General features: G+C 55.2%; 8 protein-coding genes, 1 tRNA gene and 1 pseudogene. 6 read left to right on the top strand and 4 right to left on the bottom strand.

What is annotated here, in order from left to right:
- Positions 1 to 75: 75 nt before the first annotated feature.
- Complete coding sequence (locus GSQ62_RS01335) at positions 76 to 627, bottom strand: 2'-5' RNA ligase family protein (protein WP_161887838.1); 552 nt, start codon at positions 625 to 627, stop codon at positions 76 to 78.
- Positions 628 to 997: 370 nt separating this feature from the next.
- Here GSQ62_RS01335 and GSQ62_RS01330 point away from each other — a divergent pair.
- Positions 998 to 2,931 (top strand): annotated as a pseudogene (locus GSQ62_RS01330) (ABC-F family ATP-binding cassette domain-containing protein).
- Positions 2,932 to 3,088: 157 nt separating this feature from the next.
- On the opposite strand, the gene treZ reads toward GSQ62_RS01330, so the two are convergent.
- A complete protein-coding gene (gene treZ, locus GSQ62_RS01325) occupies positions 3,089 to 4,954 on the bottom strand; it encodes a malto-oligosyltrehalose trehalohydrolase (protein ID WP_161887837.1) in 1,866 nt (621 codons plus the stop codon).
- Between the two features lie 67 nt (positions 4,955 to 5,021).
- Positions 5,022 to 6,629, bottom strand: a complete 1,608-nt coding sequence (locus tag GSQ62_RS01320; RefSeq protein ID WP_161887836.1) for an alpha-amylase family glycosyl hydrolase — start codon at positions 6,627 to 6,629, stop codon at positions 5,022 to 5,024.
- Between the two features lie 424 nt (positions 6,630 to 7,053).
- Here GSQ62_RS01320 and GSQ62_RS01315 point away from each other — a divergent pair, with 424 nt between their 5' ends.
- Positions 7,054 to 7,878 carry a DUF481 domain-containing protein gene (locus tag GSQ62_RS01315; RefSeq protein WP_161887835.1) on the top strand — a complete coding sequence of 275 codons (825 nt, stop codon included), beginning with the start codon at positions 7,054 to 7,056 and terminating at the stop codon, positions 7,876 to 7,878.
- A 199-nt stretch (positions 7,879 to 8,077) separates the two neighbouring features.
- On the opposite strand, the gene GSQ62_RS01310 is transcribed toward GSQ62_RS01315, so the two are convergent.
- Positions 8,078 to 8,151 (bottom strand) — tRNA-Met (locus GSQ62_RS01310).
- A 134-nt stretch (positions 8,152 to 8,285) separates the two neighbouring features.
- Between GSQ62_RS01310 and GSQ62_RS01305 the strand changes: the two genes are divergently transcribed.
- The 4 genes from GSQ62_RS01305 to pnp all read left to right on the top strand — a co-directional run bounded on the left by GSQ62_RS01305 (position 8,286) and on the right by pnp (position 12,880).
- The gene (locus GSQ62_RS01305; RefSeq protein WP_161887834.1) at positions 8,286 to 8,690 is read left to right on the top strand and encodes an START-like domain-containing protein; all 405 of its coding nucleotides are present in this window, start codon (positions 8,286 to 8,288) and stop codon (positions 8,688 to 8,690) included.
- 99 nt (positions 8,691 to 8,789) lie between these two features.
- Entirely contained in the window at positions 8,790 to 10,211 is a 1,422-nt protein-coding gene (locus GSQ62_RS01300) for an LptF/LptG family permease (protein WP_161887833.1), read from the top strand.
- Positions 10,212 to 10,324: 113 nt separating this feature from the next.
- Positions 10,325 to 10,600 carry a 30S ribosomal protein S15 gene (gene rpsO / locus GSQ62_RS01295; RefSeq protein WP_161887832.1) on the top strand — a complete coding sequence of 92 codons (276 nt, stop codon included), beginning with the start codon at positions 10,325 to 10,327 and terminating at the stop codon, positions 10,598 to 10,600.
- A 138-nt stretch (positions 10,601 to 10,738) separates the two neighbouring features.
- Positions 10,739 to 12,880 carry a polyribonucleotide nucleotidyltransferase gene (pnp, locus tag GSQ62_RS01290; protein WP_161887831.1) on the top strand — a complete coding sequence of 714 codons (2,142 nt, stop codon included), beginning with the start codon at positions 10,739 to 10,741 and terminating at the stop codon, positions 12,878 to 12,880.
- Positions 12,881 to 12,964 lie beyond the last annotated feature (84 nt).

Raw genomic sequence — 12,964 nt, 5'->3', positions numbered from 1 at the left:
GTTAGTATATTTCATTTTGTGGCTGCCCAGAAATAGGTGGCGCAGTATATAAATCGCCGAAACGCATATACAAACTTAGCTGATCAGCTCTCTTCTGCCGAAGTGGTAGGCATCGTCTTTTAGAAAGTAATTGCCGCACTTCTGCAGGATGGTGAGGTTGTCCAGCGTTATCTCCCAGTTAAAGTTATAGTCGCAGAGGAAGGCGAGCACCGGGCCGAGAATCTCAGGGGTGGTGTCGCCGAGCGCCAGGCTGATGTGCGGCAGCCACAGGTTCGGGTTGTAGAAAACACCCATCTCGGAGCTCATTTCAGACACGTCGCGGTGCAGGCGGGCATGCAGTTCGTTGAGTGGGAGCGTGCGCAGCACCGGGATGAAAACAACCGGTTTCTGCCCCGGAAAAATCCCCAGGCCGGTGGTGCGCACCGTAATCTTGCGCGACTCGAGGCAGGTTAGCTCCAGGTACTCCTTGAACTCTTCCATGTCCGGCATCTCTGCCGTAAGCAGGGTCAGGTGCGGGTATGGCGTGATTTTGACGCCACTTAAACCAAACTTCGTCTCCAGCTTATTGGTGAGGTCTGTCACACGGTCTGATGCATTCTGGTCTAAAAGCGAAGCAATCGCAATCATATGGTATGGCTTTTGGTGCTCTTTGGCTGTAGGCAAAAGCGTGCGTGTTGTCGCACACGAGTATAAAACGTGCCCTCTATATTATTGTTTAGGGCAAGCCTCTTTCGCAGGCGATTCCTGATGTTTTATATATAACTGAGGTCCCATTATATATAGCACGTTGTGTTATTTCATAGGCACTGCCTCTGAACGTTCGGATTGCTGCCTGCGGCATATATGGCTGCCTATATAGCTTCTCCGATGTACAATCAGAACAGAGATGACACCCTCACCAGCAAAGATAGCAAATCCGTCATCAGCCGCCGCCGCGATGCGTTTTTAAGAGAAGCGCAAATTTAAGTACCTTTGTGGTTTCAGCAGAAACAAGCACATGATCTCGATTAATAATCTCAGTTTCCATTTCGGCAGCCGCCCCATGTACGAGGATGCCAGCCTCCACATCAAGCCTAAAGACAAGATCGGCCTGATTGGCCTGAACGGCACCGGCAAATCCACCCTGCTGCGCATCATTGTGGGGGAGTACAAGCCGGACAGCGGTAGCATCCAGATGAGCAAGGACACCACGATCGGTTTCCTGAACCAGGACCTGCTGAGTTACGAGACGCACGAGAGTATCCTGTCGGTGGCCATGCAGGCCTTTGAGGAGGCGGTGAGCCTGCAGCAGGAGATAGACAAGGTGCTGGTGGAGTTCGAGCACAACTTCCACGACGACCTGGTGGACCGGCTGTCGCACCTGCAGGAGCGCTTCGAGGCGCTGGGCGGCTATACCATGCAGGCCAATGCCGAGGCCATTCTCGAAGGCCTTGGCTTTTCGACCGAAGAACTGAAGCAGCCGCTGGCCACTTTCTCAGGCGGCTGGCGCATGCGCGTGATGCTGGCCAAGATCCTGCTGCAGAAACCCTCGCTGCTGCTGCTGGATGAGCCTACCAACCACCTCGACCTGCCTTCCATCAAGTGGCTCGAGACGTACCTGGAGCGTTTTGAGGGGCGGTGGTGATTGTGTCGCACGACCGCGAGTTCCTGGACCGCACCACCAACATCACCGTGGAGGTCTCCAACAGCAAGCTGAACCTGTACCCCGGCAACTACAGCTTCTATATGGAAGAGAAGGTGCTGCGGAACGAGATTCAGAAAGGCGCGTTTGAGAACCAGCAGGCGCAGATACGGCAGGCAGAGCGGTTTATCGAGCGCTTTAAAGCCAAAGCCACCAAAGCCAAGCAGGCGCAAAGCCGCATGAAGCAGCTGGACCGCATGGAGCGCATTGAGGACGTGGCTCCCGACGCCGCCAAGGTCAACTTCAGCTTCAGGTTCAGCACACAGCCTGGCCGCCATATTTTCCGGCTGGAGCATATGAGCAAGAGCTTCGGCGAAAAAGTGATTTTCAAAGACACCCACGTGCATATAGAGCGCGGCGACAAGATTGCTCTGATTGGGGCCAACGGCAAGGGAAAGTCCACGCTGCTCCGCATCATTGCCGGCACCGAGCCCATCAAAGGGAAGCGGGAGCTGGGCCACAACGTCATCATGGCCTTTTATGCGCAGCACCAGCTGGAGTCTTTGAATGTGGAAAACGAGATACTGCAGGAACTGCAGCAGGCCGGGTCCAAAAAAACGGAGGTGGAGCTGCGCACGCTGCTGGGCTCCTTCCTGTTTACCGGCGACTCGGTTTTCAAGAAGATTAAAGTGCTGTCGGGGGGGGAGAAGAGCCGGGTGGCGCTGGCCAAAACGCTTATCTCCGAGGCCAATTTCCTGATGCTCGACGAGCCGACCAACCACCTCGACATGCAATCGGTGAACATCCTGATTCAGGCGCTGGAGCAGTACGAGGGCACTTTCGTTATTATCTCGCACGACCGCTTTTTTGTGGAGAACGTGGCCACCAAGATTTGGTATATAGAGGATTACGAACTCAAAACCTATCCCGGTACTTATCATGAGTACGAGGCCTGGATGGAGAAGCGCGAGAAGGACAACAAAAAGAACACAGTGGCTGCGCCGGAGCCGAAGCAGGAAGAAAAACCAAAGCCGCCGCGGGAGAAAAGCGAAGTGACGCAGCTGACAAACCAGCTGAAGCAGGTGAACAGGCAGCTGCGCGAGGTGGAGGACCAGGTGCAGAAACTGGAGGCGGACCGCGCTGGCTTAGAAAAGCAGCTGGCTGACCCGAAGATATATGGCGACGTGGGGGCGCTGCAGGAAACAACCCTGAAGTTTGAGGCCGTGCAGAAAAAGCTCGGCACCACGCAGGAAAAATGGGAAGAACTGATGCTAGAGGCAGAAGAGCTAGAAGCCAGGATAGCGGATTAATTTTCGGTACGCGTCCTATATAAAACGGCCCCGGCTATATATGACCGGGGCCGTTTTATATATAGGGCTTTCTAAAAGCAGCCATTTTTCCTTTCTTGTATGTGTGGGCTAAAACCACATATGAAATGTGCTGCTGCGGAAGCTCTTTAAATATGGGCTATATAGCTCCTGTTTCACTTACTTTGTTCTGATATACAACCACGCTCAGGGGAGGCAAGGCAACGGTTTTGCCCGCTGCAGCCTGTGCAGGAACCCCGGCGGCCTGTACTGAGTCCTGCTGCGGCAGCCATTGCTTCTCCTTTGAGGTGAGCACCAGCTTCCAGGAAGCCGCTGTGTCCGGCAGGGTGAAAGGCACTTCCTGCTCCGAAAAATTGAACAGGCAGAGAAGCAGGTACTGGTGGTCGTGGCTCTGACGGAGCAGCACCAGGGCGTTCTGCCCCAGGGTTTGCGCCTGCACATCCGCCTTGTTGAAGTTTCGCAGGGCGGGCAGGGTTTGCCGTAACTGGATAAGCTTTTTGTGCCACTTCAGCAGCGGCTGGTGCTTTGGCTGTTGCCGTTTCTGCCATTGCAGCTTCGAATCCTCAAACGTGTTTTCGTCCTGTGGGTCCGGAAAATCGCTTTCTGATTTGTAATGGGCAAACTCCTTTTTGCGGCCTTTCTGCACGGCTTTTATCAGCTCTTTGTCAGAGTGGCTCACAAAATAAAGGAAAGGCGCGTCCTCGCCGTATTCCTCGCCCATAAACAGCATCGGGATATAAGGCGACAGCAGCAGGGCGGCGGCGGCCAGCTTCAGCCGCTCGAAGTTTACCAGCACCGACAGGCGCTCGCCCTTCACGCGGTTCCCGACCTGGTCGTGGTTTTGCACAAAACATAAGAAGTGGTCTCCAGGCACGGCGGCAGATGAGCGGCCGAAGGTTTTCTTCCGGAACCTGACATACTCGCCGCTGTGTACGAAGCCTTCTGTGTAGGCCTTTGCCAGTTGCTCCATCCTGCCGAAATCCTCATACCGTTCCCGGCCTTTTTTATCCAGCAGCACATACAGGGCATGGTGGAAATCGTCGAGCCACTGGGCGCTGAAGCCGAAGCCGCCCACCTCCGGCCGCTTCACCACCTTTGGATCGTTGAGGTCGCTCTCAGCAATCAGGTAAAAAGGCTTCCCGGTCTGCTCCGTAACCGATTGAATTTTATGCTGCGTGAGCTCCCAAATAGAGACCGCGCTCTTGTCGTGGATGGTATGGATGGCATCCAGCCGCAGTCCGTCTATATGGAAGTGCTCCTGCCAGTACAGCGGATTGTTCGAAAAATACTCCCGCACCCCGTCCGAGTATTCCCCGTCGAAGTTGATCGCGTCCCCCCAGGGGGTGCTGTACGCGTCGGTGAAATAGGGGCCGAACTTGCCAAAGTAATTCCCCTCCGGCCCCATATGGTTGTACACCACGTCCAGGTACACGGCGATACCCTTGGCATGGCAGGCGTCCACCAGTTTCTTCAGGCCGGGCGGGCCTCCGTAAGAATGCTGCACCGCATAAGGGAAAACACCGTCGTAGCCCCAGTTGCGGCTGCCTGGAAACTGCGCCACCGGCATGAGCTCTATCCCATTAATGCCCGTCTGTACTAAGTCGTCAAGTCTCGGGATAATGGCCTCGAAGGTACCCTCCGGGGTGAAGGTGCCCACATGCAGTTCGTACAGCACCAGGTCCTGCAGGGGCAGGTTCCGCCAGCCTGTGTCGCGCCAGGTGTAGGTGCTGTGGTCCACCACCTCCGAGGGCCCGTGTACGCCCTCCGGCTGGAAGTGCGAGGCCGGGTCGGGATAATCCTGCCCGTTATCCGGTCTGTAGAAGTAGCGCGTGCCCGGGGTGGCCTCTTTAGTTTCGTAGGTAAAGTAGCCCCATTCCGCACGCGTCATTTCTATTTCCCGCTCCTCGGGATGCACCAGGTGGAGCGTCATGCTCTTTTTTTCAGGTGCCCATACCGTAAAGCGGCAACGGCCGTTGCCCTGGTATTCTGAACCAACTGTTTTCATGTATGCCGATGCTATGTTGATGAGAGTCAAATTTACTCAGGGGTATATATAAATTGGGGCAGACCCGCTAGTCCAGCGCCACCACAATGCCCTCGTCGCCAGACAGGCTGATGTTTTTTTCCACATGCCTATCCTCGCGCTCCGGGTCCGTGGCCAGCACAATGGTTCCGGCATAGATGGTGTGCTCCGAGCGGAAGAGGGCTGGCCTGTGGCTCAGGTTCAGGAGCACCAGGAACCTCTTGCCCCCGTGCCTTCGCAGGAAGGCGAGCAGCGGGCCTTTGGTCACCACCGGCGCGTAATCGCCTAAATACAAAGCCGGCTCATGTTGCCGCAGTTGGATGAGGCGGCGGTAAAAGAAAAGCATGGAGTAGGGGTCGTCGCGCTGTGCGGCCACGTTCACGCGCTTGTAATTATCGGGCAGCCTGAGCCAGGGCTTTACATTCGAGAAGCCGGCGTTCTCGCTTCCGTCCCACTGCATGGGCGTGCGGGCGGGGTCGCGGCTCAGGTCTTTGTCGGGCATGTTCAGGCCCTGTGGGTCCTGCACCTCCTCGGGTGGTATCGGCACGTCGCGCATGCCAATCTCGTCGCCATAGTACATGGTGGGGGTGCCGCGCAGCGTGAGCAGCAGCATGGCCGCCACCTTGGCCTGCTGGTAGCCGACCCGGCTGGTGATGCGGGGCTGGTCGTGGTTGCCGATGACCCAGTTCGGCCAGCCTCCTGGCGGAATGGCGCCTTCATACTCGCTGATGTGCAGCGCAAGCGTGCTGGCGTCCCAGGGCTGGTTTACAAGCATAAAGTTAAAGGGCAGGTGCGCGCCATCGTTATCAGGGCCATAATAAGTCACCAGCCGGTGTACAGGCAGGTAAATTTCCCCGATGATGAGGCGCTCCTTGTATTCGTCCGTCACCGCCCGCATCTTCTGGACTATGTCGTGTATCTCGGGCTGGTCGGTGGAGTAGGCCGGAATCAGCCTCTCGTAGGTGGCCATATAGTCCTGGTAATCGGGGTTCGGCGGGTTGTCGCGCAGCTGCTTGTCCTTGATCATATGCCACATCACGTCCACCCGGAAGCCGTCCACTCCCTTGTCGAGCCAAAAGCGCATCACATCAAACATGGCCTGCTGCACCTCGGGGTTGCGCCAGTTCAGGTCGGGCTGCTCCTTCAGGAAAGCGTGGTAGTAGTACTGCTGCGTTTTCTCGTCCCATTCCCAGCCGCTGCCGCCGAACACACTCAGCCAGTTGTTGGGCTCGCTGCCGTCCTCCTGCGGGTCCTCCCATATATACCAGTCCCGCTTGGGGTTGTCCCTTGAGGAGCGCGACTCCAGGAACCACGGGTGCTCGCTGGAAGTGTGATTGGGAACCAGGTCCAGGATCAGCCGCATGTCGCGCTTGTGAACCTCCTGCAGCAACTCGTCGAAATCATCCATCGTGCCGAACAGCGGGTGAATGCCCCGGTAATCCGAGATGTCGTAGCCAAAGTCAGCCATGGGCGAGGGATAGATGGGGGAGATCCACACCGCCGTGATGCCCAGCCATTTCAGGTAATCCAGCCTACCGATAATGCCCCTCAGATCACCGACACCGTTGTCGTCGCTGTCCTGGAAAGACCGCGGGTAAATCTGGTATATGATTCCCTGGTGCCACCATAGATGTTGTTGTTCCTGTGATTCCTCCATATAGCGTGTGCTTCTTTGATTTTGCCTTGGTTGTACGGAACAATCCGTCAGAGGATATTGAAGGGCAGGGGAGGGGGCAGAGAAAGACATTGCGCTGCTGAACTTATATGCATAGCAGTCAGACCTATATATCCGTGGAAAGCCTAAATGTGAAATCTGTTGTGGGCACTGCGGATGGGGTCTTTGTCCGGCAAGCCGACTATCCTATTCTTCGTAGTTCCTGCGGCGTTAGGGCTTACAAATCCTATATATAGCTAGCAGAGATCGGGTTGGTTGGTGGGGAGCATGTAGCACTTTGCAGCACAGCTGTTTGGCGTAAGTAGGTGCCTGACCAGCCTGAGCGCGCTGCCGGCTTTTACTTCAGAACCAGTGGAAACGGGAGGACAGGCTTCTCCGTCTTTACTTTTTGACTTAACTTTAGCGAATGGAAAATACTGCCTCCCGTTCTTTTTTTGGCCTGACCGTCCTCCTTTTCTTGTCCTTTTCCACCCCTGCGCACGCCCGGCAGCCAACACCCGCTTTGCTCTCGCAGGGAGATTCCCTCCGACAGTCTCCCCCGGATAGCTTGTCCCGTCCCACCGTTTTTGCGCTCGACAGCATCAGCTACCGCTTTTTCGGCGACGGAAGCTTTACGCAGGGCAACGTGAGCCGCAGCCTGGTGGTGCTGCGCGCGGAGGTGGCGGTGAACGGGCCGGTGCTCTCCATCTCCACCAACCCACGGTTCAGCTATGGCAAGCAAAGCGGGGTGCTGGCAGAGCGCGACACGTACGTGGACCTGTTTGTGGATGTGTTTAAGAAGAGAAAAACCTACGTGTTCGGCCTGGCCACCGTAGAAATCAGCAACCTGCGGGGCATCGACCTGCGGCAACTGGCCGGGGCGGGTATCGGCTACCGCCTGCTGCAGACCGAGCGAAACACCCTGACGCTGACCAACGCCCTTATCCATGAGTCAACTGATTTTGCGGAGCGCCCCACCATCGTCACGCAGCGGAATTCGTTCAGGGCCAAAGGCAGCCACGCGCTTCTGAAAAACAAGCTGCAGCTAAACCATGTCACCTTCGTGCAGCCGTCCCTCTCAGACTTCTCGAACCTGCGCTGGAATACGCTCATATCCCTGCAAATGCCTTTGTACAAGTGGGTCTCCATCCGCACCAGCTATGCAAACACCTACGAGAGTGAGGTGGAGGCCACCCGCAGCCACCACGATTCCATCTTTACCTTCGGCGTTTCGCTTGGCAACAGCCTGTAAGTAAACGGTGGCTTTGGGACTGCAGCGCGCAAGATACATATGAGCAATGGCTTAGAGATATGAACCGACAGCCGCCTTAGCATTGGCAGCTCACGCTGAGGCATATATAACTTTAATCAAGGAAAAACGAGAGATGCACGCAGTGGCAGGGCGAAAATGCAAAAAGCCGCAGCGCCAGAAGGCGGTACGGCTTTTGCAGTAGCGGGGAGCAGAATCGAACTGCCGACCTCAGGGTTATGAATCCTGCGCTCTAACCATCTGAGCTACCCCGCCGAATTGTGGGTGCAAATATAACAGATTGTTTTATATGGAAGCAAATCTGGGCTTGAAAAAAATATTTTATTTTTTAGATATATAAACACTCGGAAATAAAGCTTATAATTACTCAGATACATACATCCCTTATCATGACAAAAGCTTCGAAGACTAAGTTTGTTCGCGAGTACCCGATCAATGCTTCCGCTAAGCTTCTCTTCCCTTATTTAGCGACGCCAGGCGGTCTTGCGCAGTGGTTTTGCGATGATGTGAAAGTAGACTCTGACAAGATATATAATTTCCTGTGGGACGGGCGCAGCCATTACGCTGAACTGACCAGCTACCGCACCAACCGCTCCGTCCGGTTCCTGTTCCTCAACGACAAGAAAATGCACACCGCCGACCCCGCCTATGTCGACTTCTCCATCGAGTCGAGTGAGCTGACCCAGGAGCAGTTTCTGAAAGTGATAGACTACAACAGCGAGGAGGACACCCAGGAACTGGAAGAGCTCTGGGACAACCTGATGCAAAATCTGCGCGAAATAGTGGGGGGGTAGCAGGTTTGCGCCTGCATCTGCTTATCTTTGCACGATATTTGACTGCCTCAGGCAGGGTTAGGGCTATGTGGCGCCCGGCTGCACCGCCCCCAGTTGCGCATGAAGAAATTAGACAAGCTTATACTGAAGGCCTTCTTCGGCCCTTTTATCCTTACCTTCGCTGTGGTGGAGTTTATTCTGCTCACACAGTACATGCTGAAGTACCTTGACGAACTCGTGGGCAAAGACCTCGGCGCGGAGGTGTTCGGCGAGCTGCTCTTTTACTTCAGCATCAACATGGCACCGGTGGCGCTCCCGCTGGCCGTGCTGCTGTCGTCGCTGATGACCTTCGGCACGCTGGGCGAGCACAACGAGCTCACCGCCATCAAAACCTCCGGCATTACCCTCACCCGCATCCTGCGCCCCGTTTTTATCGCCGTCACGCTCCTCACCGTCGGCGCGTTCTTTTTCAACAACCGCATCGTGCCCAAGGCTAACCTGAAGGCATATAGCCTGCTCTGGGATATCCGGCAGAAGAAACCCGCCATGAACTTCAAGGAGGGCGCCTTTTACAACGGCATCCCGGGCTACAGCATCAAGGTGAACAAGAAAATGAACGACGGGCAGACACTGGGCGAGGTGATGATCTACGACCACTCCAAGGGAGGCTCCAACACCACCGTGATACTGGCCGACTCGGGGGAGATGTATATGGCCTACGACGACAACTACCTGATCCTGGAGCTGTTCAGGGGCAATACCTACGTGGCGCAGAACAACGCCTCGTTCCGGAGCTCCAGCGACCAGTTTGTGCGGCAGAAGTTCGATGAGAGCAAAATCATCCTGAGCATGGCCTCCTTTAACCTCGACCGCACCCGCGAAGAACTCTTCTCCGACAACAAGATGATGAAGAACATCGCGGAGCTGGAAGTGGTGACGGACTCGCTGCGCCAGTACAAGGACCGGGAAGTGAAGCTCTACGCGCCCACCGTGGATCCGTATTACAGTTATTTTAAAGCCGACACCGGCCAGGTGAAGAACGGCAGGCGCCTGGATGCGATTGACACTTCTGCAGTGGCGAAAGTGCTTCCGGCGCCAGACATCGAAACACTGAAGATGGCCACGAACAAGGCCCGCAACATCAAGAGCTACACGGGCGGCTATGTCGAGAACATCCGCAACACCCTGCGCGAGGCCAACAACTACGAGATAGAGATATGGAAAAAGTACACGCAGTCCGCGGCCATCCTCATCATGTTCCTGATCGGTGCGCCCCTCGGCGCCATCATCAAGAAAGGCGGCCTGGGCGTGCCGGTGCTTATCTCCATCATGTTCTTTATCCTGATGTATGTGATGTCGATCCTGGGGGAGAAGTGGGCGCGCGAGGGGCTGGTGCCGGTGGGGGCCGGGCTCTGGGGAGGCAACCTTATTCTGCTCCCGATCGGGCTGTTCTTCCTGAACCAGGCCCGCAACGACTCCAGCCTGCTGGAGGTCGACTTCTGGCGCAAGCTGATGGCCCGCCTTCGCCGCAACAAACTATAGCCGGTTTGATATATAAAGATGCGGTAAAATATTTTTTTGTTAAAGTTAATTATATACCTTTGTGGCTTGTATAGTAGCCTTTGCAAGATAAAACAGATTGATATATTCACGCAATGAGATTAACCACAGAAGCGAAACAAGAAATTTTCGAGAAGCACGGCATTAGCAAGTCTAAGACTGACACAGGTTCTGCCGAGTCACAGATTGCGCTTTTCACCACACGCATTGCCGACCTGACGGAGCACCTGAAAATCCACAAGAAGGATTTCAGCACACGGCTGGGCCTGTTGAAACTGGTAGGTAAAAGAAGAAGACTTCTGAACTACCTGCAGAAAAATGATATTGAAAGATACAGAGCCATCATTGCGGAGTTAGGTATCCGTAAATAAGCTCTTGAGCGTTAGGGAATTTCTTCAAACAGGGATTCCCTAATGTTTTTTAAAGCACCCCTTCCTTCCTCCAGTGCCAGTACCGACAGCGGCCGCAACGGGTAGCCCTGTCTTTTTGATGTTAACGAAAAACTGAAGATGCCTTACACCGCCATTAACAAAACCATTCTGCTCCCGGACGGCCGGGAGATAACAATCGAAACCGGAAAACTCGCCAAGCAGGCCGATGGCTCAGTAGTAGTGAAAATGGGTAACACCATGCTGCTGGCTGCCGTGGTTTCTAACAAAGAAGCCCGCGAAGGCGTGGACTTCCTGCCGCTGTCAGTGGATTATCAGGAGAAGTTCGCCTCTTCCGGCAAAATTCCGGGGGGGTTCCTGCGCCGGGAAGCCCGCCTGTCTGACTATGAAGTACTGGTGTCCCGCCTGGTAGACCGCGTGCTGCGCCCGCTGTTCCCGGATGATTACCACGCGGAGACGCAAATGACCATCAACCTGATCTCGGCCGACGCAGAGGTGATGCCGGATGCACTGGCCGCCCTGGCTGCTTCTGCCGCCCTGGCTGTTTCCGATATTCCCTTCGGAGGGCCTATTTCAGAGGTGCGCGTTGCCCGTATCGACGGCAAACTGATCATCAACCCAAAAATATCTGACCTGCAGCGCGCTGACATCGACCTGATGGTGGGTGCCTCCATTGACAGCGTGGCCATGGTAGAGGGGGAGATGAACGAGGTGTCGGAAGAGGAAATGCTGGAGGCTATCCAGTATGCGCACGAAGCCATCAAGGTACAGTGCCAGGCACAGCTCGAACTGGCTGAGTTAGTCGGTAAAACCGTAAAGCGCGGGTATTCGCACGAAACGCACGACGAAGAACTTCGCCAGCGCGTATATGACGCCACCTATGCCAAGGCATATGAGGTAGCCAAGAGAGGCAGCGCCAACAAAAGCGAGCGCAAAGAAGGCTTCGCCAGCGTGGTGGATGAATTCATCGCCTCCCTGCCGGAAGATCACACCTACGACAAGGGCCTCATCAAAACATATTTCCACGAGGTGGAGAAAGAAGCTGTCCGCAACATGATCCTGAACGACCGTGTTCGTTTGGACGGCCGCCGGCTGGATGAAATCCGCCCTATCTGGTCAGAGGTAAATTACCTGCCGGCCACGCACGGTTCCGCCATCTTCACGCGCGGCGAAACCCAGTCGCTGACAACCGTGACACTTGGCACGAAACTGGACGAGCAGATGATCGACAGCGCCATGGTGTCTGGTACGAATAAATTCCTGCTGCACTACAACTTCCCGGCCTTCTCTACCGGAGAGGTGAAGCCAAACAGAGGCCCCGGCCGACGCGAGGTGGGCCACGGAAACCTGGCGCTGCGCGCCCTGAAGAAAGTGCTTCCGCCCGAAGACCAGAATCCATATACCATCCGTATCGTCTCCGATATCCTGGAGTCAAACGGTTCGTCTTCTATGGCTACTGTGTGCGCGGGCAGCCTCGCGCTGATGGACGCCGGTGTACCTGTAAAAGGCGCCGTGTCCGGTATTGCGATGGGCCTTATCACAGACAAGGAAACCGGAAAGTTTGCCGTGCTGTCTGATATCCTGGGCGATGAGGATCACCTGGGGGATATGGACTTCAAGGTGGCTGGCACAAAAGACGGCATCACCGCCTGCCAGATGGACATTAAAGTACAGGGCTTGTCTCACGAGGTGCTGACCCAGGCGCTGGCACAGGCAAACGCAGGCCGAAAGCACATCCTGAACGAGATGTCCAAAACTCTTGCCGCGCCCAACGCCGATTACAAGCCGCACACGCCGCGTTCGTTCAACATCGTGATTGATAAAGAGTTTATCGGCGCGGTGATAGGACCAGGCGGTAAAGTCATCCAGCAAATCCAGAAAGACACCGGTGCCACCATCATCATCGAAGAGAAGAATGAGCGCGGCCACGTGAACATCTTCGCCAGCAACCAGGACGCCATGGACAGCGCGGTTTCCAAGATCAAGGCGATTGTGGCGCAGCCGGAGGTTGGCGAAGTATATATCGGCAAGGTGAAATCTATCCAGCCTTACGGCGCTTTTGTGGAGTTTATGTCCGGCAAAGACGGCTTATTGCATATTTCTGAGATCAGGCACGAGCGCCTCGAGACGATGGACGGGGTGCTGGAAATCGGGGAGGAAGTGAAGGTGAAACTGATCGACGTAGACAAGAAAACGGGCAAATTCAAGCTTTCCCGCAAAGCCATCTTGCCTAAGCCAGGCGCTCCGGAACAAAATAAGTAGTATATCTCCTGAAAAAGAACTCTTGGTGCCCGGCTTTGGTTAAAGGCATGGTGTCAGGAGTTTTTTCATCTCACCAAAGTCGTC

Source organism: Pontibacter russatus (genome assembly GCF_009931655.1).
Lineage (GTDB): Bacteria > Bacteroidota > Bacteroidia > Cytophagales > Hymenobacteraceae > Pontibacter > Pontibacter russatus.
This window is presented reverse-complemented; position numbering and strand designations above follow the sequence as displayed.